The 17,346-nt window shown below is 67.6% G+C and carries 22 protein-coding genes and 1 tRNA gene; 8 read left to right on the forward strand and 15 right to left on the reverse strand.

Annotated features, from left to right (window positions below; all coding sequences use genetic code 11):
- Positions 1-44: 44 nt before the first annotated feature.
- A complete protein-coding gene (locus tag OX958_RS07790; RefSeq protein ID WP_270136506.1) occupies positions 45-797 on the forward strand; it encodes an SDR family NAD(P)-dependent oxidoreductase in 753 nt (250 codons plus the stop codon).
- A gap of 58 nt (positions 798-855) precedes the next feature.
- Complete coding sequence (locus OX958_RS07795) at positions 856-1,794, forward strand: alpha/beta fold hydrolase (RefSeq protein ID WP_270136507.1); 939 nt, start codon at positions 856-858, stop codon at positions 1,792-1,794.
- Between the two features lie 28 nt (positions 1,795-1,822).
- Here OX958_RS07795 and OX958_RS07800 read toward each other — a convergent pair whose 3' ends face one another.
- From OX958_RS07800 to OX958_RS07810, 3 genes are read right to left on the reverse strand one after another with little or no spacing between them, the layout of a single operon-like run.
- Complete coding sequence (locus OX958_RS07800; protein WP_270136508.1) at positions 1,823-2,551, reverse strand: LmeA family phospholipid-binding protein; 729 nt, start codon at positions 2,549-2,551, stop codon at positions 1,823-1,825.
- A gap of 24 nt (positions 2,552-2,575) precedes the next feature.
- The gene (locus OX958_RS07805) at positions 2,576-3,055 is read right to left on the reverse strand and encodes a DUF1707 SHOCT-like domain-containing protein (RefSeq protein ID WP_270136509.1); all 480 of its coding nucleotides are present in this window, start codon (positions 3,053-3,055) and stop codon (positions 2,576-2,578) included.
- A complete protein-coding gene (locus OX958_RS07810) occupies positions 3,052-3,765 on the reverse strand; it encodes a PadR family transcriptional regulator (protein WP_270136510.1) in 714 nt (237 codons plus the stop codon). The genes OX958_RS07805 and OX958_RS07810 overlap by 4 nt, the downstream gene beginning before the upstream one ends.
- A 187-nt stretch (positions 3,766-3,952) precedes the next feature.
- On the opposite strand from OX958_RS07810, the gene OX958_RS07815 reads away from it, so the two are divergent.
- The gene (locus OX958_RS07815) at positions 3,953-4,312 is read left to right on the forward strand and encodes a hypothetical protein (protein WP_270136511.1); all 360 of its coding nucleotides are present in this window, start codon (positions 3,953-3,955) and stop codon (positions 4,310-4,312) included.
- Positions 4,313-4,810: 498 nt separating this feature from the next.
- On the opposite strand, the gene smpB is transcribed toward OX958_RS07815, so the two are convergent.
- A complete protein-coding gene (gene smpB, locus OX958_RS07820) occupies positions 4,811-5,290 on the reverse strand; it encodes an SsrA-binding protein SmpB (RefSeq protein WP_270136512.1) in 480 nt (159 codons plus the stop codon).
- A gap of 341 nt (positions 5,291-5,631) precedes the next feature.
- Between smpB and OX958_RS07825 the strand changes: the two genes are divergently transcribed.
- Positions 5,632-6,261 (forward strand): class I SAM-dependent methyltransferase, encoded by a 630-nt coding sequence (locus tag OX958_RS07825; protein ID WP_270136513.1) that lies wholly within the window; start codon positions 5,632-5,634, stop codon positions 6,259-6,261.
- 233 nt (positions 6,262-6,494) lie between these two features.
- Here the strand turns inward: OX958_RS07825 and OX958_RS07830 are convergent, their stop codons facing one another.
- The gene (locus OX958_RS07830) at positions 6,495-6,842 is read right to left on the reverse strand and encodes a hypothetical protein (RefSeq protein ID WP_270136514.1); all 348 of its coding nucleotides are present in this window, start codon (positions 6,840-6,842) and stop codon (positions 6,495-6,497) included.
- A 344-nt stretch (positions 6,843-7,186) separates the two neighbouring features.
- Here OX958_RS07830 and OX958_RS07835 point away from each other — a divergent pair, with 344 nt between their 5' ends.
- Positions 7,187-8,398, forward strand: coding sequence for an IS481 family transposase (locus tag OX958_RS07835; protein ID WP_270134841.1), 1,212 nt, complete (start codon positions 7,187-7,189; stop codon positions 8,396-8,398).
- 61 nt (positions 8,399-8,459) lie between these two features.
- Here OX958_RS07835 and OX958_RS07840 read toward each other — a convergent pair.
- From OX958_RS07840 to OX958_RS07865, 6 genes are all read right to left on the reverse strand, one after another.
- Positions 8,460-8,532, reverse strand: a tRNA-Arg gene (locus OX958_RS07840).
- A 31-nt stretch (positions 8,533-8,563) separates the two neighbouring features.
- The gene (locus OX958_RS07845; RefSeq protein ID WP_270136515.1) at positions 8,564-9,808 is read right to left on the reverse strand and encodes a hypothetical protein; all 1,245 of its coding nucleotides are present in this window, start codon (positions 9,806-9,808) and stop codon (positions 8,564-8,566) included.
- Between the two features lie 146 nt (positions 9,809-9,954).
- Positions 9,955-10,578 (reverse strand): META domain-containing protein, encoded by a 624-nt coding sequence (locus tag OX958_RS07850; RefSeq protein ID WP_270136516.1) that lies wholly within the window; start codon positions 10,576-10,578, stop codon positions 9,955-9,957.
- A complete protein-coding gene (locus tag OX958_RS07855) occupies positions 10,575-11,069 on the reverse strand; it encodes a SigE family RNA polymerase sigma factor (protein ID WP_270136517.1) in 495 nt (164 codons plus the stop codon). Before OX958_RS07855 ends, OX958_RS07850 begins: the two co-directional genes overlap by 4 nt.
- A 92-nt stretch (positions 11,070-11,161) precedes the next feature.
- Positions 11,162-12,535, reverse strand: a complete 1,374-nt coding sequence (locus OX958_RS07860) for an alpha/beta hydrolase (RefSeq protein WP_270136518.1) — start codon at positions 12,533-12,535, stop codon at positions 11,162-11,164.
- Between the two features lie 161 nt (positions 12,536-12,696).
- The gene (locus OX958_RS07865; RefSeq protein WP_270136519.1) at positions 12,697-13,305 is read right to left on the reverse strand and encodes a hypothetical protein; all 609 of its coding nucleotides are present in this window, start codon (positions 13,303-13,305) and stop codon (positions 12,697-12,699) included.
- 209 nt (positions 13,306-13,514) lie between these two features.
- Here OX958_RS07865 and OX958_RS07870 point away from each other — a divergent pair, with 209 nt between their 5' ends.
- From OX958_RS07870 to OX958_RS07880, 3 genes are all read left to right on the forward strand, one after another.
- Entirely contained in the window at positions 13,515-14,195 is a 681-nt protein-coding gene (locus OX958_RS07870) for a hypothetical protein (RefSeq protein WP_270136520.1), read from the forward strand.
- A gap of 38 nt (positions 14,196-14,233) precedes the next feature.
- Positions 14,234-14,371 carry a hypothetical protein gene (locus tag OX958_RS07875; RefSeq protein ID WP_270136521.1) on the forward strand — a complete coding sequence of 46 codons (138 nt, stop codon included), beginning with the start codon at positions 14,234-14,236 and terminating at the stop codon, positions 14,369-14,371.
- 72 nt (positions 14,372-14,443) lie between these two features.
- A complete protein-coding gene (locus tag OX958_RS07880) occupies positions 14,444-14,926 on the forward strand; it encodes a GNAT family N-acetyltransferase (RefSeq protein ID WP_270136522.1) in 483 nt (160 codons plus the stop codon).
- 73 nt (positions 14,927-14,999) lie between these two features.
- Here OX958_RS07880 and mscL read toward each other — a convergent pair whose 3' ends face one another.
- The 4 genes from mscL to OX958_RS07905 form a co-directional block, all read right to left on the reverse strand.
- Positions 15,000-15,401 carry a large conductance mechanosensitive channel protein MscL gene (gene mscL, locus OX958_RS07885; RefSeq protein ID WP_270136523.1) on the reverse strand — a complete coding sequence of 134 codons (402 nt, stop codon included), beginning with the start codon at positions 15,399-15,401 and terminating at the stop codon, positions 15,000-15,002.
- A 217-nt stretch (positions 15,402-15,618) separates the two neighbouring features.
- Positions 15,619-16,242 (reverse strand): SAF domain-containing protein, encoded by a 624-nt coding sequence (locus OX958_RS07890; protein ID WP_270136524.1) that lies wholly within the window; start codon positions 16,240-16,242, stop codon positions 15,619-15,621.
- A gap of 64 nt (positions 16,243-16,306) precedes the next feature.
- Complete coding sequence (locus OX958_RS35265; RefSeq protein WP_333486497.1) at positions 16,307-16,690, reverse strand: FmdB family zinc ribbon protein; 384 nt, start codon at positions 16,688-16,690, stop codon at positions 16,307-16,309.
- 100 nt (positions 16,691-16,790) lie between these two features.
- The gene (locus OX958_RS07905) at positions 16,791-17,258 is read right to left on the reverse strand and encodes a DUF1203 domain-containing protein (RefSeq protein WP_270136525.1); all 468 of its coding nucleotides are present in this window, start codon (positions 17,256-17,258) and stop codon (positions 16,791-16,793) included.
- Between the last annotated feature and the right edge of the window lie 88 nt (positions 17,259-17,346).

The following is a 17,346-nucleotide window of genomic DNA, read 5'->3' on the forward strand; positions in this document are numbered from 1 at the left end:
GTGGCACCCTCTCCATCAAGAACATCGATGGAGAGGGTGCCTGCATGAGTTCGGTCTGCATCGTGACGGGTGGTGGGGGAGCGCGGATCGGTAGTGGGATCTGCCGCGCGCTCGTCGCCAAGGGGTGGACTGTGGTGGTTGCCGACCAGGATCTGGCGTCGGCGACTGCCGTCGCGGACGAGGCGCGAGCGGCGGGTGGCAACGCCGTACCGATGGCGCTGGATGTCACGGACGCCGAATCGGTCCGGGATGTGGTGGCGGCGACGGTCGCCGAGTTCGGGCGGCTCGACGCGTTGGTGAACAGTGCGGGGGTCGGCCTGCGGGGTGCTGGTGCCGAGGCGACTCCTGAGGAGTTCGACCGGCTGCACGCGATCAACTACCGCGGGCCGTGGACCTGCATCAAGGAAGCCGTGCCGGCGATGGTCGAAGGCGGTGGCGGCAGCATCGTCAACATCGGTTCGGTGCACGCGGCCGGTGCCGCCGAGACCTTCACCCTGTACGCCGGTACGAAGGCCGCGCTGGCCGCGCTGACCCGGGGTACCGCGCGGGACTACGGGCGGCAGGGGATCCGCTGCAACATCGTCCACCCCGGCGCGGTGGAGAGCCGCGGCAACGGTCATCTGCTCAGCGAGTTCGTCGCCAGTCGGCAGATGCTGCCGACGGCGGTCGAGGCGATCGATATCGGGAACGCGGTCGCCTTCCTGGTCTCGCCCGAAGCCCGCTCGATCACCGGAGTCGAGCTGTACGTCGACGCGGGCGCGACGGCGATGCTGTTCTCCAACGGCTTCACGGACTGACGCTCGGGCAGGGGTGTCCCTGGCGCCTGCCCGGCGCGGTGTCGGTCAGACTGAGGCGGTGAAACGGTTCCTGCGGCGGGCAGTGCTCGTGATCGTCGTGTGCTGGCTGGTCGTCACGGTCGGCTCGCTGGGGTACAACGCCTTCACCGGCGGTACGGCGGCGCCCCCGCCCGGGCTGAAGTTCGTGCAGGCAGGCGACGTCAGCACGCGGTACGAGACCTGGGGAACGACCGGTACGCCGATCGTGCTGGTGCACGGCTCGGTCGAGTCGGTAGACACCTGGTCCCGGCTGGTGCCGTTGCTGAGCGGCCATCGGGTCTACGCCTACGACATCACCGGGTACGGGTACTCCGAGCGCAAGGCGCCGTACACGGTGGAGCATCTCGCGGCGCAACTGCTCGGTTTCCTGGACGCCATGCAGCTTGGTGGCCCAGGGCAACCGAAACCGATGCTGGTCGGCCATTCGCTCGGCGCCGGGATCGCGGCGGAAGCGACGTTGGAGGCGCCCGGGCGGATCGGTGGGCTGATGTTCCTGGACGGGGACGGGCTGCCGCTTCCCGACGAAGGCGGCTCCTGGGCGCGAAACCTGGTCGTTCCGCCGTACCGGACGACGTTGTTCCGCCTGGTGCTCGGCTCCGACTGGCTGATCCGGCGGATCTTCAAGGAGACCTGCGGACCGACCTGCCCGGCCCCGGACGTCGATCAGTGGGTCCGGCCGTTCCGGCAACCCGGCGCGGAGCAGGCGGTGTGGGAGATGACGGCGAACGGGATTCCCGCCGTACCACCGGAGCGGCTGGCCGGCCTGCGCGACGTACCGGTTCCGACCTCGGTCGTCTTCGGTGAGTTCGACACCCAGGGCGGCAACGCGGTCGAGACGGCCACTCGCGTCGGCGCCCCGGCCGCCACGATCATCCCCACCGCGAACCACCTGACCCCGATCTCTCACCCCACCGAGGTCGCCGCAGCCATCGAAGCGCTCGCCGAGCGACAGGGGTAGTCGCCTTGGGGTCGCCGGGGAGCTGGGGTCAGGCGCCCGACAGCTTGAGGTTGGTGGCGGTAGCGGTGAGGACGAGCGACTGACCCTCGACCGAGATCCGCTGCAGCTGAGCGTTGAACGGCAGCTCCGGTACGGCGATGCCGCGGGCGAGCGCGGAGCTGACCAGGCTGCGGAGCCGCTCCGGAATGTTGTCGAGCACCGACCTGTCGACCACGAATCCGATTCGCCCGTTGACCGGCAGCGGCTGGATCGCGGCGGACGCCTCCAGGCCCCGGATGCTCACCCGGCCGACCAGCTTGCCGTCGACGATCTGGAACTTCAGAGCGTCGATGCCGCGCGGATTGGTGGTCAGCTTGAGCAGACCTGCCGGGGCGAGGCGGAGGTTCAGATCGGCCTTGTCCACGGTGACGGGCGCGCTCCGATCACCGGTGAGCGCCTGCCGCGGGACGTGGATGGTGTGCATCTCCACGGTCAGGTTCTCGGCCGGGATCTTCTCGATGGTGGGCTCGCGCATGGTCAGCGTGACCTTGTCGAACTTGCTCCTGGCCACCTGCGGCAGGAAACCGAAGCCGCCGATCTCCACCGACGTGTCGGCCGCGCTGACGTCGTACTGCGCTGCCTCGGTGGCCGCCGCGGTCGCCAGCCGGTCCTCGGCGAGTGACTCGCCGACCCGGTCGGCGGCGACGCCGAGGCCGACCAGGATCAGCAAGATGACGATCAGCGCGCGCAGTGCCCGGCGCGGTTTCCTGGAGCTCATTCGGCAGAGCCTACTGAGTTGGTCCTAGCCGCGTCGGTGCCCGTGGTGGAAACGGCGGTGACGGATCGGTCCGCTGAGGATCGCGAACCAGAACAGCATCCACAACAACCACGGTGCTGTCAGTACCACCGACGACACGACCAAGCCGACCATCAGGACCGGGAAGATCCACAGGAACGGAGGCGGCGGGCCGACCCTGACTCGCGGCTGCCGACCGTGTGCCCAGGACGGATGCCCTTGTGCCAAAGGCGTCTGGCCCTGGGCCCAAGGTGGCCTGCCGGGTGTCCAGGACTGGTGCGCCGGCACCAGTTCCGGGAGGTCGGCGAACAAGGCGTCGACCTCATCGGCGTACCGGGCCTTGGTGGCGTGCCCGCTGCGCTCCTCGAACTCCTCCTGCGTCAGCCGTCCGGCGACGAAGTGCTCACTCAACCCCGAGACCGCCAGGTCGCGTTCGGCATCACCGATCCGGAGCGACCCGCCGCGAGCCGGTAAGTGGTCGCTCATGACCGAGCCCTGGAGTCGTCGCCACTTTCCTCGTCGTCGGCGAGGATCGTGTAGAGCGTGCGCCGCAGGGTGATCACCGCGTCGCGCGCCTTCGCCTGCTGCTCGGGCGATCCCGCGGCCATGATCTGCCACATCGCCGTCGCGACCTGCCCGAGAATCGGCTTCAGCCCGTTCTCGTCGTCGTCCTGCGCGGTCATCGCCTCCCACGGCGCCGAGACCTCGTCGGCGTGCGCGGCGACGTACGCGCGTCCTTCGTCCGTCAGTGTGAACGTACGCCGTCCGCTCACGGCGTCCGCGGTGACCAGCCCTTCGTCCTCGAGCTGCTGCAACGTCGGATAGATCGAACCAGGGCTGGGCTTCCACGCCCCACCGCTGCGCTCGGCCACCTCCTGGATGATCTGGTAACCGTTCATCGGCTGCTCCGCCAGCACCGCCAGGATCGCCGCCCTGATGTCACCCCGCCGCGCCTTCGGTCCTCTGGATCCGCGCGGGTTCGCCCACGGCGGCCCACCGAAACCCCAAGCACCGAAGGGCCCCTGCCCACCGAACGGCCCCGGTCCACCGAACGGCGGCCGCCCGCCGTGCTGGAACCCGTGCCCGCCCTTCCGGCCGGTCATCGCCGCCCGCAACTCCTCCTTGACCTGCTCGAACGCCGAACAATCCAGCCGCCCGAACCCGTGCCATCCACCCGCGTACGCCGAACCAGTCATCCCAACCACTCCTCACCGAGCCATCACGATAATCCAACGATATATCGCGACCGCTCGCCACCCAAGGGTCTCGCCCGCCGATTTCTTCTACTTCCGCTTCCGGGTTTCGGCCTGTGACTGTTTGGATCGCCTTGTTACGCTGGGTGATTCCCTCCTAGCCAACAATGACTGAAGGGTTTCTCCCCTCATGGGCATCTTCGACTCACTCAAGGACAAGGCTTCCGAGCTGCTGTCCGGCGCCACCGACAAGGTCACCGAAGCCACCGGCATCGACCTGTCCGGCGCCTCCGACAAGCTCGCCGAGACCACCGGCGTAGACGTCACCGGCGCGGCCGACCAGGCCACCGCCGCCACCGAAGGCTTCGCCGACCAGGCCGGCCAGGCCACCGACGGCCTGACCGAAACCGCCCAAGGCCACGCCGAAGCAGCCCAGGACCACGCCAACGCCTTCGGTGACCAGGTCACCGAAACCACCGGCGTCGACCTCCCGACCGAGGGCCTCACCGAGCAGGCCACCGACAAGTTCGGCGAAGCCACCGGCCGCTGACCCCACAGCACTCACCCGACTGAACGGGAGCAACCCATCTCTGGGAATGCTCCCGTTTTCAGTTCACCTCGTCACGCGAAGCCGGCTTCACGATCACTCCAGAGAGTTCGCCGAGCTGAGCGATCATCGTTCGAACGTGATCCCGCCGCGGCGAACTCAACCCACCGACACGAGCATCAGCAGCATCGCGGTCACCATCACGAGGATGACCAGTACTACGTCGACCACCATCCGGCCGGCGTCAGCTCGTACCACAACCACCATCATCGTCGGTTCTCCTTTAGGCAGCTTTTCGTCGCTGTCTCGATTAGACCGACAGATGCCGAGAAGGCAGTCACTGTTTCAGGGCCTGTGGATAACTCGGCGGGGTGACGATCCGACCCGATCGAGTCATACCGGCAGTCGTACAAGCTGATCAACCATGTAGCCGGCGACTGTCGTCTTGCCAGGCTGGTCGCTTCAGTCATTCCACATGTCGTAGTCGCCTACCGGCTGGGATCAGTCCGGCCGGCCCTTGAGCCGGCGGCTGACCGCGCGCTCGACCTCGCGGTTCGCCTCGCGTTCGGCGAGCGTATTGCGCTTGTCCCAGGTCTTCTTGCCGCGCGCCAGGACGATCTCCACCTTCGCCCGACCGTCCTTGAAGTACAGCAGCACCGGGACGATCGACAGCCCACTCTCGTTGACCTTGCGCTCGATCTTGTCGATCTGCGCCCGGTGCAACAGCAACTTCCGCTTGCGCCGCGACCCGTCGTTGAACCACCGCGCCTGCGAGTACTGCGGAATGTGGACGCCGTGCAGCCAGAGCTCCCGATCCTCGACCATCGCGAAGCCGCCGATCAACGAGGCCCGCCCGGCACGAAGCGCCTTCACTTCCATCCCCTGCAACACGATCCCCGCCTCCCACGACTCACCCAGGTGGTAGTCGTGCGCAGCCTTCCGGTTCCGCGCGATCACAGGATCAGCCTCAGGCTTCTTCACCCTCTGATTCTGCCCCGCCCTTCGTACATCCCCAACAGCCGACCTGCGATCCACGCCGCAACTCGGCACCAATGCCGATCAGCCCTGAGAGATCAGCGGGCAGTAACCCTCGCAGATGCCATCAAGGAACAACGCCGGCCGCTCCCCTCCCGGAACAGCTTCGGCCGCGCACCGTCCAGCCACCCATCCAGCGCAACGCCCGCGCGCTCGGGACCGCCGTCATGATGCCGTCTTCGGCCAACGCCGCCGACATCACCGCCACGGTTGGTCCCGGGAGGCTGGTGCAATCTGGACGTCGACCGCCATTGGCGATCAGTTGCTGGGCACCTAGGGTCGAGGCTGTGAGTACGAACTGGTCGAAGTGGCACGACGCCTACGCCAAGCCGGGCTCAGGACTGGGCGACCGGCTCGCCGCCGTCCGCGCTCAGATCGACCGCCGTCTGGACGCGACGGCTCCGGATCCGGTGCGCGTGATCAGCGCTTGCGCCGGCGACGGGCGCGACCTGCTCGGTGTTCTGGCCGACCGCTCGGACGCCGACCGGGTCACCGCCCTCCTGATCGAGTACGACGCCGAACTGTCGGCCCGCGCCCGAGAGGTCGCCAAGGCGTTGCCTGCGAGGATCGAGGTCCGGCAGGCCGATGCGGCGCAGAGCGACGTCTACGCGGGCGCGGTACCGGCCGATCTCGTCCTGCTGTGCGGCATCTTCGGCAACGTGAGCGACGTCGACATCCAGGCGACCATCGAGGCAGCGCCCCAGCTCTGCGCGCCAGGGGCCGAAGTCGTCTGGACCCGCCACCGCAACGATCCCGACCTCACCCCTTCCATCCGTGGCTGGTTCGCCGACGCCGGCTTCGACGAGATCGCCTTCGTCGCGCCGGACGCGGACCAGTGGTCGGTGGGCGTCCACCGCCTCGCCGCCGCTCCCCGCCCCCTCGAGCTCGGCCGCCACTGGTTCACCTTCATCCGGTGACCGCTACCTGCTTTCTTGCTACAGGCAACTGACCGGTCGACCACAACGACGTAGGCCACCAAGTGCGGGGTAGGGGCCGACGGCTTGGCTCGACGGAACACGCCGTCGACGGTCTCGAGCCAGCGAAGCGCCTGGGCCAAGTGCTTCGCTGGCTCGTCGAGAGATCTGATCTCGGCCAGCAGTTGATGAATTGTCTACACCGAGATTCCGGCCGTGACGACCAACCGGCAGACTCAGGCCCAGCTGGAGTTGCACACCAGGACAGTCCGGGTGGTGCCCGCGCGCACCGAGAGGTACGCCGTCTTCGAGGCGATCCGGCCGTTCGAGAGCCGCTTCACGATGTAAGTTCCGCCTCGGCCCTGGAAGTAGTAGGTGCCGACCGAGTCGCGGGCGCTGGCCCGGACGCCGGGGGCAGTGACGGTCACCGTCACATCTCCCACGCGTCCACAGTTGAAGACCAGCTTGAGGTAGGCCTTGTTCTGCACGGCCGCCGCCGCGGGAGCAGTGTTCCCGACGGTGGGAACGAGCGTCGCCATGACGAGCGCGGCAGCAAGCAGGGTGGAACGAATAACGCGGAACATCCTGAATTTCCTCTCAGAGGGGGCTACTGCACCGCACTGTAGGAGCCGGCCTGCACGCGCCGCTGCCCGTACTCCGCCCGTACTCCCGCTCGTCGAGAAACTGTGACGTGGCCGCCGCATGGGTAGCGCTCCGGACCTATGCATTGGGGCCGGGCTCTGCGGTCCGCGCGCGGTTGGTGCGGGTGTGGTGGCGCCTCAACCACCCCGCAGGCCTCTGACCTGCGGATCTGAACGGTGCCCCCGGCAGTGTTGTGGTTCAACACATCGGCGACAGGTGTCTCAAGACATAGGCGACACGTGTCTCAGGTGATCGGCGACAGGCTGGTCGGGCTGGACGCTCGGGCATGTCGAAGGCTCGGTTGGTCATCACGGCCCTGTTCATCGAGGGACAGACAGCCTCGGAGGTCGCCGCGCGGTACGGCGTCCATCGGGCTTGGGTCTACAAACTGAAAGCGCGGTATCTGGCCGAGGGCGAGGCAGCGTTCGAGGCACGCAGCCGGCGTCCGAAGACCTCACCGCGGGCCACCCCGGCCGAGACGGTCGAGCTGGTACTGGCGCTGCGCAAACAGTTGACCGAGCAGGGTCTGGACGCGGGCGCGGACACGATCGGCTGGCACCTGGGTCATCACCATGCCACCGTGCTGTCACGGGCCACGATCCACCGGATCCTCGTCCGGGCCGGGTCGGTCGTACCGGATCCGGGCAAGCGGCCCAGGTCGTCGTACGTGCGGTTCGCCGCCGAGCAGCCCAACGAGTGCTGGCAGTCCGACTTCACCCACTACCGCCTCACCACAGCGGCCGGCCGGCCCGGGACAGACGTAGAGATCATCAGCTGGCTCGACGACCACTCCCGCTACGCCCTGACGATCACCGCCCATGTTCGGATCACCGGCCAGATCGTGCTCGCCAGCTTCGGTGAAACCGTTGCCCAGTACGGGATCCCGGCCTCCACTCTGACCGACAACGGCATGGTCTACACCACCCGGCTGTCAGGTGGGAAAGGTGGCCGCAACGGCCTCGAGACCGAACTGCGCCGCTTGAACATCACCCAGAAGAACTCCCGCCCGAACCACCCCACCACCTGCGGCAAGGTCGAACGGTTCCAGCAGACGATGAAGAAATGGCTGCGCGCCCAACCGATCCAGCCCACCACCCTGAGCGAACTCCAGACACTGCTCGACACCTTCACCGACGAGTACAACCAGCGCCGACCACACCGGTCCCTGCCGCACCGAGCAACCCCTGCCACCGCCTATGCCGCGCGCCCGAAAGCCACCCCAGGCACCGACCGGACCGGCGAGGTCCACCACCGGGTCCGCACCGACCGCGTCGATCACACCGGCGTGGTCACCCTGCGCGTCAACGGCCGGCTCCACCACATCGGCATCGGACGAACCCACGCCCGAACCCACGTCCTGATCCTCGCCCACGACCTCGAAATCAGAGTCGTCGACGCCGCCACCGGCGAACTCCTCCGCGAACTCACCCTCGACCCCACCAAGGACTACCAACCCACCGGCCGACCCCCAGGACCAGCCCGCAAACACCCCAAATGACAACAGCTGAACCCACGAATCGCAGGTTCAGCTGTCGCCGATGACTCGAGACATCACACGGTGCCCCCGGCAGGATTCGAACCTGCGACGCACGGTTTAGGAAACCGACGCTCTATCCCCTGAGCTACGGGGGCGCACTTGGACCGGGGGTAAGCGTAGCGGACGTCAGCCGGTGACTGCGGTGACGCCCAGGTGGCCGGAGATGGAGGCGTAGCGTTCGGCGTACAGGGTGATGCAGTTGGAGCCTGTGCAGCCGCCACCGGCGAAGGCGAGGCCGCGGATGGTGGCGCCGGTCGAGCCTGAGGTTGTGTAGATGGGGCCGCCGGAGTCGCCGCCGCGGATGGCGATGGCGTTGCCGCGGGTGGCGCGGACGACGTAGGTGGTGCAGCCGTCGGTGTCGCAGTACTTGGCGCTCACTGACTTGACGGTGAGGCGGCACATCGAGGTGCTCTTGTAGCCGGATTGGCAGATGTAGGAGCCGAGGGCGGGGTCGCCGGCGGCTTTGACCGTGCGCGTGTCGACCGAGTCGCCGGGGCCGTCGGTCCAGATCTTGGCGCCGTACGAGCTGCCGGTCAGCAGGGACTGGTCGTAGTCGGGGTAGTTCGTGCGGACCGAGGTGGTGCCGTAGTAGTGGGCGCCCGACGTCCAGACGGTGCCGACGCCGCCGCAGTGGCCGGCGGTGACCGAGCCGCGTTGGCCGTTCGACTTCTTCTTGACGGAGAAGCCGGCCGTGCAGGTCTTGGTGGTCGACTTCATCATCGCGCCGCCCCAGTGGCCGCCGACCGGGGTGTCGCTCACTCGCGACGTCCGCTGCAGGCTGCCCGCCGTGGCTCGCACGCCGTCGAGCGACTGCAGCGCCTGGACCGCGGCCGCCGACGTGGTCGCCTTGTCGTACTCGACGAGGATGTCCTCGGAGGCCGGATCCAGGTCTGCGCTGTACGTCGTCTTGGCCGCGTCGGCCCAGGAGCGGGCACCGATCCGGTTCCAGGCCTCGGCGATCGACCGCGCGGAGCGGCAGCTGCGCTCGAGGCCGAGCATCTTCTGGCCGGCGACCGGGACGTTCTTGGCGATGGCGGCCTGGTACTTCTTCTCGTCGACCACCGAGTCGTCGACGACGACCTTGTAGCCGGTCTCGGGTGAACCCAGGACGCCGACGATGCCCTGACTCAGCCCGAACGGGAGCCCTGACGTGGGACGTCCGGACGCGTCGAGCGGCTCGATCGTCCGTACTGCGGTCGTCACGCCTTCGCTGATCGCCTGGCCGAGCGGCCGCGGGTCCTTGGACGAGACGGGCTGGGACAGCCGGGTCGCGTTCGAGGACGTCGTGGTCGGATCGGCGTGGTTGCAGACCGTTGTCTTCGTCGCGGTCGTCGGCACAGCGGTCGACGGCAAGGCCGAAGCCGAGACCACAACCAGTGATGCTGAGCAGAGAGCGAGCAGCGGAACGGTAGCTGAGAGTCGCACTAAGCTCCCCAATCGGTGGACGGCCTCCGTGAATCGTCCGGTCAGGGACTGCACCTAGTCAATAGCCGATCACCCTCCGCAAGCAAATTTGACTACCGTGTGCGAGCGTATCTCGCAACTTCTCGCTCGTCGCCGGCGTAGAAAGTCAGATTCTTCTTGTCGCTCTCCAGCCGCTCGGTCGACTGCAGGACGGCCGTGTGCGGCACGTTCTCGCAGCCGACCTGGCGTTGGCCGTTGGAGGTGCTGGTGAACTCGCCGCGTTGCCCGATCGTGTAGGTGCCACTGAGCGAGTTGCAGCCGTCGGAGCCGGTCCAGGTGCCGTCGGCGTTGAAAGTAATGACCGGGTCGTCCGGACGGGCAGCTTTGAGCGTGGTGAAGCCGCTGAGCCGGACCGGTCGCCAACTGCCGGTGACTGTCTCGACGGTGGCGGCAGGAGCCTTGGCCGCGGTGGAAACAGCAGCGGCAGGTCCGTTCGCGGCGGGCTGCGGGGGCGACTGCGACCCGTTTTGCAGGCTGAAGCCGACGGTGGCGATCACGGCTACCGCGGCAGCCGCCGCGCCGGAGATCAGCCACGTCCGCCGTTGGGCCTGCTGGGCACCCGCGGTGGCGCGGTCGGCCAGGCCGGCGGCCAGTGGGACGGAAGCCGCAGCGCGCTCGAAAGTGGCACGCAAGCCGTCCTCTAGCTCCAGCTCGGCGTCCAGGTCTGACTTACTCACGACAACCTCTCATCAACACGGTGGGACTGCCTCGTCTTGCGGAGCGCGGCGAGAGCTCTACTCGCGGTCGCGCGCACCGAGGACGGTTTGATGCCGAGCAAATCGGCGATCGTCCGGTCGTCCAGGTCCTGGTAGTAGCGCAGGACCAGGACGACCCTTTCCCGGGCCGACAACGTGGCGAGGGTTCGCCAGAGGTCGTCGGAGTTCACGATGTCCGTGGCCGGATCCGGCACCGTGTGTTCGGTGTCGAGCTCGGCCGCCGGGGCCTCGGTGAAGGACCGGCGGCGCGTCATCGACAGATAGGAGTTGATCAGGATCCGGCGCACGTAGTGGTGCGGGTCGTCCGCCCGTTGCACCTTGCGCCAGGACCGGAACGCCTGCATCAGCGCGATCTGGGCCAGATCCTCGGCTCGCTGGTAGTCGCCCGAGATGGTGAAGCCGAGGCGCACCAGTTCCTGCCCGCGCGCGGACGCGTACTCCTCGAACTCCACTAGCAACTCCCCAGCTGGGCGTACAACACCTCACATCTATTAGACGCACTGAGCTACTCAGGGTGCTGCAGAGATTCACACACAGTTCCGTCTCAGCCCAGCAGGAACGCTCGGACCTGGGCCCTTCCCATGGGATCCTGCCGGTTGCTCTGAACGCCGTGCCCGCTTCCCGGTACGACGACCAGCTCCGCCTGCCGAGCGTGCGCTTTCGCCCAATCGGCCCATTCCGGCGGGCAGAACAGGTCGTTGCCGCCATGCAGAAGCAGCGTGCGGGGGAGCAGCTCCTGACTTGCCGGGTACGCCGCCGCGCGGGTCTGCGGCCAGAGCCTGCACCCTTCGATCATCAGCTGGTTCCGCGCGGTCCGTACGTCGTACGGGTGGAGGCGGGCCGGGTCCAACGCGGCGACTGCCCTCTCAAGCGGCGCTGAGCGGATTGCGGGTGCCGTGGCCGAGGTGCCCCAGGGGAAGCGGAGATCGGCGCAGAGGGTGGCGAGGTGGAGGCCCGCGGAGAGCTGGTCGAAGCCGATGCCCTTGCTGGTCGCCTCTTGAAGCAGCCCTTTCAGTTCGGTCAGCTCGCCGGTTCTGGCCTTGCTGAGCGTCCGGGGGATGCCCTTGAGCGTCGGGTTGACCGAGTTGAGGCTCAGGATCGACAGCGACTCCATCAAGCTGGTGCTGTTCAGGGGAGAGCCGTCCAGCTCGCCGTGCCGCACCAGCCAAGCAAGGTCGGCTACCGGGTCCGACGTACAGCTCGGGTCTCGACGGCAGGCAGCAGCGAGGACCTTGCCGGTCGCTGCCATCAGATCGGCGCCGAACGGATCAATGCCGCCATGCGGGACGACGGAGTCGAGGACGAGCGACTGGACCTGGTCCGGATACTTCAGCCCGTACTGCGCTGCCGTGAAGCTCCCGTACGACGTGCCGTTCAACGTCAGGCGTTCTTGCTTGAGCTGCCGGCGCAGGAGCTCAATGTCTTCGACTGTGTCGGGTGTGCCGTAGAAGCCACGAGAAGAGCCCAACTGATCAGCACAGGCCTGTACGGCGTCCGGCGGTGGCGTCAGGAAGTCTGAACCGCCTACTGCTGTCTGTAGCTCGGGGCAATTGATGCCTTTGCTTCCCGTGCCGCGTTGGTCGTACATGACCAGCCTGTACTCGCGTAGTACGGCTGGGTCCAAGTAGGTGCGGACTCTGGCGAGCAGCGGCACGCCAGGTTGACCTGGGCCGCCAGTGAGCATCAGCAGCACACCGCGGGGAGCGTCGGCGTTGTCCGCCACTGCCACCGTCAGCTCGAGTAATTTGCCGGAGGGCTGACTGTGGTCGAGGGGTACGCGCAACGTCGTACAGGTGAAGCCGGCGACTCCGCCGCAACTGCTTGGCGGTGCCGCGGCTGGGCTCGAGCATGAAGTGGAGACAAGCAGCAGCGCTGCGCTGAGCCGGGCGTAGCGGAGTACGGTCCGGACTCTGGGCATCCCGGCCTCCCTGGGCGGCGGTCTGCCGATCAGGGTGCAATGTGGTTCGGGTGCTGGCAAGGCCCAGCCACCCACCTTGCAGGTCGACTTCAGAGGTGACCCGCAAGGTGGGCGGGATGACCCCGGCCCGGACGGCTTCGGGGGGCACGTCCGGGGCAGGGTCAGCGCAAGCCGAGCGCCTTCACCAGCTCGGGAGAAACCTGCCGCGGCGAGGCCAGCTCGCCGGGCTTGCCCTGTCCTTCGAGGGAGGTCGCCACCAGTTGGCGGCAACCGAACGCCTCGGCGGTGTACGAGAGCACGCCGCGGTCGTTGTCGGTGAACCGCAGAACGTAGGTGGGCCCCAGTTCCTTGGTGCACATGGCGGGCTTCTTGGCCACCGGCTTGGCGCTGTTGACCAGCGCCCACAGGTCGGCGGCCTGCTGAGCGGTCCGCTTGGTGGTGACGGTCGCATAGTCGTCGCCCGTCGCCTGCGCGTCGTACTGGCAGATCGTCACGCTGACCGGCTGGAACAGGGACTTGGCGGTCCCTTTGCCCCAAACGGCCTTGCCGACGGCCTCGCGAACGGCGGTGATCGTCTCCGGGCAGTCCATGCTCGGAGTTCCGCTGGGTGTGGCGGTGGGGAGGGTGGGCGGTGCGCCGGGGGTGGTCGGCGTCTGGCTGGGCTGGGCACCGGCGCCGCTGGAGTCCTCGTTACCGCAGGCGGCGGTAAATCCGAGAACTGTCACGACGAGCGTCGCCCCGATGAAGCCCCGTGTCCTTGATGCACTCACGACTCGGTCCTTCCGGGTTGGGCAGGGCACCCATCATGGTGGAGGAGGATCTCGCTCGTCGTGGCAGTACTGTCACGGCACGGCGTCTATCTGGTCACGGGGCGGATCGATTGCCAATAGCAGCACTTCTGTAATACCTGCGGCCTGTTCGGTCCGGCCGGATGGGATGATCTGGCGGCAACCGGAGGGACCCGAGCGGGAGGACGGACGTGGGCAAGAGGAAGGACGCGGCGGAGCTCGCCCGTCGCCAGCGCGAGGAGTGGCAGCTGGGTCAGGACTGGGCCCGCTGGCTGATCGGCGGCAATCAGCCGCAAGAGCTCACGCTGTTCGGGATCGTCCTGGAGCCAGGCGAGGTCGCCTACCTGCAAACCTCCGCGCACTACTCCCGCCTGTACGCCGGTAGCGGTGCCTACAGCACCAGTGGCGGACTGTTCGTCGGCAAGCCGGGCATGGTGCTCGGCTTGATGGCCGCGAACGCGGCGGTCAACGCAAGCCGGAAGGCGGCCGCCAAACGGAACGCCCAGGTGTTCTGGCGCGATCAGCAGACGGTGCCGATGATCGCGACGAACTACCGGTTGATGTGCCACCTGCCCGGTCGTGGCTGGCTGAGCTTCTACTACAACGCGGTCCAGGAGTTCTATCCGGATCCGGCCAACTGGACGATCACCTTCGGTTTCCAGAACGCCGAACCGATGCGTCTGGGCGGCCTGGCGATTCCGACGTTGTCTGTCCTTTCTGCCTGGTGCGTGCTCGGCGATAGGTGGCAACAGGAACCCGGAATCGCGCCGCTCATCCAGGCGGCGACGGCGCCCGCAGTACAGGCCGAGGAGCAGCAGGGGCAACTGGAGGGGCGGCAGAAGAACCTCCCCCGGATCCCGGGTCAGGACTGAGACCCGCTCGGGTGACCTCGCCCTTGTAATCTGGACGTATGACGAGCCCGTACGAAGACGACGAGCCGGTGCTGCCGGAGCAGACCCGGGACGACGACCCGCGTTCCTGGGGTGAAGGCGGCTCCGACCGCGACGACGACGAACGCATCCTGCGCGAGGTCCCGCCGCACCACTGACCAGCTCCCGCGACTCCTGCGGTCCTGACACTTCTGCATGGTTGTCATCACTGCTGGTGAAGGGCGAATCTGATGGAGTTGCGGTCGTTCGAGAGCAAGCACACCCCCTTGGTGATCGGCTGGGCGAGTTCGGCGCAAGAGGTTTCGCTGCTGACCGGGCGAGACGACTACCCGCTGCCCGCTGACCTCCGCACCAGTTGGCGCACGATCGCCGACGACATCCAGGCGTACCTCTACTTCGACGGAGAGAGCCCGATCGCGTACGGCGAACTCTGGCTCGACGACGAAGACGACGAGGTCGAACTCGCCCGCCTGATCGTCGCGCCGGAGTTTCGTGGCAAAGGCATTGGCACGGAGTTCGTCCGGGCTCTCGTCGTGCCAGCTCGTTCCGCGGGCTACGCCGACATCTTCCTGCGCGTCCGGCCCGACAACGAACCCGCCATCCGTGCCTACCTCCGAGCCGGCTTTCAGCCCGTCAACGAGCCGCTGGCCGCCGAGTGGAACGAACCTCAGCCGATCGACTACGCGTGGTTCCAGTACCCGGCCAACCAGTGATCGCCCCGGTTGGCCGGGCCCCTCGGTATGGAGTGGGGCTGATGTCGGGAGGCCCGGCCGGCAAGCGAGCGGGCTACTGGCGGGCGCGGAGGGCGTCGCGGATCTCGATCAGCAGCTCCTGGTCCATGGTGAGCGGCTCGGGGTCTTCCTCGGGGGTGCCGGCCTTGGCGGCGCGGCGGTCCTGGATCTTCTTCATCGGGACGACGAGCACGAAGTAGACCACCAGGGCGGTCAGGAAGAAGACCACGAAGGCGTTGATGATGGCGCCGAAATCGATGACCGTCTTCTCGTTCGCCTTGTTGAGCTGGACGGCCAGCCCGTTGACGTTGGAACCGCCGATCGCTGCGATCAGGGGGTTGACCAGGTTGTCGACGACGGTCTTCACCACGGTGGCGAAGGCGGTGCCGATCACGACTGCGATCGCCAGGTCGAGGACGTTGCCTCGCATCAGGAATTTCTTGAAGCCCTCGATCATTGCAATGCCTCCACGGTGCGGGGCCCGGGCGGACCCTCGGCTGGGTTTACCCGCAAAACGTAGGACCCTGGCCGGTCGATGGCGAGGGACCGCGCCGCGCCGTCACGGATCGCCACCACACCTGTCCGACAGGTGAGCACAATCGCCGTGCCGATCGGCTCTGGTCGAAGCCGCGAACCCCGAACCCCGAACCCCGAACCCCGAAGCCAACGAAGGGCTAGCTGGTGTCAGGAGTCAGCGCGAAGGTGATTCTCGCGTTGGCAGTGGCCTGGGCAATTCGGCTGATGACGTCGCGGCCGGCGGCGATCACGATCAGCGCGCCTGACGAAGCCGCTGCCGAGGGGCGTGCCGCGGGCAACGCGACCACCCGCACAGCGGCGGCCAGCAGAGCGGCGGCGGCGCCGGAAGTAGCAGTGGCCGCGTAGAGGTCTATTCGGTCGCCGACCTGGAGGAGGCTGGTGAGGTCGGCGTCGTCCAGGCGTAGGGGATAGGCGAGTTGGCCGGCCGGTAAGGCCGCAGGGGTGAGGAAGCGGGCATCGGTGAGGGGTTCGCCGGAGCGCACTGGACCTGCGAGGACGCGCTGGGTGAGGTCGCTGCCTGGCGGGAGGGCTCCCGCGGGCACGACGGCGGCGGGTAAGCGCACGGTGCGAAGGTCGCGTGTGGAGGGCGGCGAGCCGCCGGGGAGGTCTCGGGCGGCGGCCAGCACGGCCACGGTCGGTGGGGGCGGCGGCGAGAGGGCGGTCACGCCGCAGTACACGGCGGCCGCCGCGGACACCCCGGCCAGCAGGCGGCGGTGCCGGCGAACGGCTTTCAGCAGGTTGCGAAGAAGAGGTCGGCTCATGCCAGAGAAAGTACGAGCCTTCGACCGCCCTTCCCCCGTTGTCCACAGGGGAATCCGGAAAACTTCAGGCGGCGCTGCTCTTGCTGCCCGACGACCCGGACGACGAGCCCGAAGACCCGGACGAGCCCGACGACGAGGACGACGATCCCGAGGACGACGAGGAGGACCCCTTCGAGGAGTCCGACTTCGGCGCCGAGGAAGAGGACGGATCCGACGAGGAGGAGGACGAGGACGACGACTCGTTCTTGGCCGGCACCGTGCTGCTGTTCGACGAGCGGCTGTCGGTGCGGTAGAAACCCGAGCCCTTGAAGACGACACCGACGGCGTTGAACACCTTGCGCAGGGTTCCCTCGCAGGCCGGGCACACCGTCAGGGCGTCGTCGGTGAAGCTCTGGCGGACCTCGAGCGAGTTACCACACTCGGTGCACTGGTACTGGTACGTCGGCACGTGACTCCCCTTCGATGGCCGCTGGCACTCCTACTACTCGACTGCTAATAATGCGTCACGGGCCCGAAGTATTCCAACTTCGGGCCCGTGAGCGGCTGGTTCAGGCCGGCGCGCGCCGGACGGAGAAGTTCCAGCAGCCGGCGATCACGTTCCGGACGTGGACCAGTTCGACGGCCGGATCGTCGAACAGCCGTGTGAGTTCGCTCTCGCTCCGGCCAGGTTCGACCAGGACGCCGTCCAGCATCTGGCCAGTGCCGTCGTACGGGCGCAGGACGGCGTGACGGTCGGTGAACTCGGTGGGAAAGGACGACTCGGCAGGGCCCGGACAGGGGTCGAGATGGACGAAGACCGGCCCCACCTCGGCGTACGGGCCGCCGAGCGCGGACGGTCGATGGGAGACGAGGGCGATCTGTTCGCCCTCCCTGGTCAGCCTCAGGCAGCAACGCAGCGGCGCCCCGGCCCCGGAGGTCCGGGCCGTCAGCGGGTTGCCGAAATCGTCATGGCCGTTGCAGCGGATCCGGTCCAGTTCACTGGCCGGAACGGGGACGAACTCGAGTTCGATGCTCATGGGGATCGAACGCGAACGGTGCCGATTCCGTGAGGGTTGTCCACATCCCGGTGGGTGCAGCATTTGGGGTGGGCCGCCGCATTCTCTA

The sequence above is a fragment of the Kribbella sp. CA-293567 genome (assembly GCF_027627575.1).
Taxonomy (GTDB): domain Bacteria; phylum Actinomycetota; class Actinomycetes; order Propionibacteriales; family Kribbellaceae; genus Kribbella.

Bases quoted from the DNA above. Each gene is read 5' to 3' on its own strand.
- OX958_RS07790 (WP_270136506.1), top strand. From the start codon at position 45: ATGAGTTCGGTCTGCATCGTGACGGGTGGTGGGGGAGCGCGGATCGGT.
- OX958_RS07800 (WP_270136508.1), bottom strand. From the start codon at position 2,551: ATGAGCTCCAGGAAACCGCGCCGGGCACTGCGCGCGCTGATCGTCATC.
- OX958_RS07805 (WP_270136509.1), bottom strand. From the start codon at position 3,055: ATGAGCGACCACTTACCGGCTCGCGGCGGGTCGCTCCGGATCGGTGAT.
- OX958_RS07810 (WP_270136510.1), bottom strand. From the start codon at position 3,765: ATGACTGGTTCGGCGTACGCGGGTGGATGGCACGGGTTCGGGCGGCTG.
- OX958_RS07815 (WP_270136511.1), top strand. From the start codon at position 3,953: ATGGGCATCTTCGACTCACTCAAGGACAAGGCTTCCGAGCTGCTGTCC.
- OX958_RS07830 (WP_270136514.1), bottom strand. From the start codon at position 6,842: ATGTTCCGCGTTATTCGTTCCACCCTGCTTGCTGCCGCGCTCGTCATG.
- OX958_RS07835 (WP_270134841.1), top strand. From the start codon at position 7,187: ATGTCGAAGGCTCGGTTGGTCATCACGGCCCTGTTCATCGAGGGACAG.
- OX958_RS07860 (WP_270136518.1), bottom strand. From the start codon at position 12,535: ATGCCCAGAGTCCGGACCGTACTCCGCTACGCCCGGCTCAGCGCAGCG.
- OX958_RS07875 (WP_270136521.1), top strand. From the start codon at position 14,234: ATGACGAGCCCGTACGAAGACGACGAGCCGGTGCTGCCGGAGCAGACC.
- OX958_RS07880 (WP_270136522.1), top strand. From the start codon at position 14,444: ATGGAGTTGCGGTCGTTCGAGAGCAAGCACACCCCCTTGGTGATCGGC.
- mscL (WP_270136523.1), bottom strand. From the start codon at position 15,401: ATGATCGAGGGCTTCAAGAAATTCCTGATGCGAGGCAACGTCCTCGAC.
- OX958_RS07890 (WP_270136524.1), bottom strand. From the start codon at position 16,242: ATGAGCCGACCTCTTCTTCGCAACCTGCTGAAAGCCGTTCGCCGGCAC.
- OX958_RS07905 (WP_270136525.1), bottom strand. From the start codon at position 17,258: ATGAGCATCGAACTCGAGTTCGTCCCCGTTCCGGCCAGTGAACTGGAC.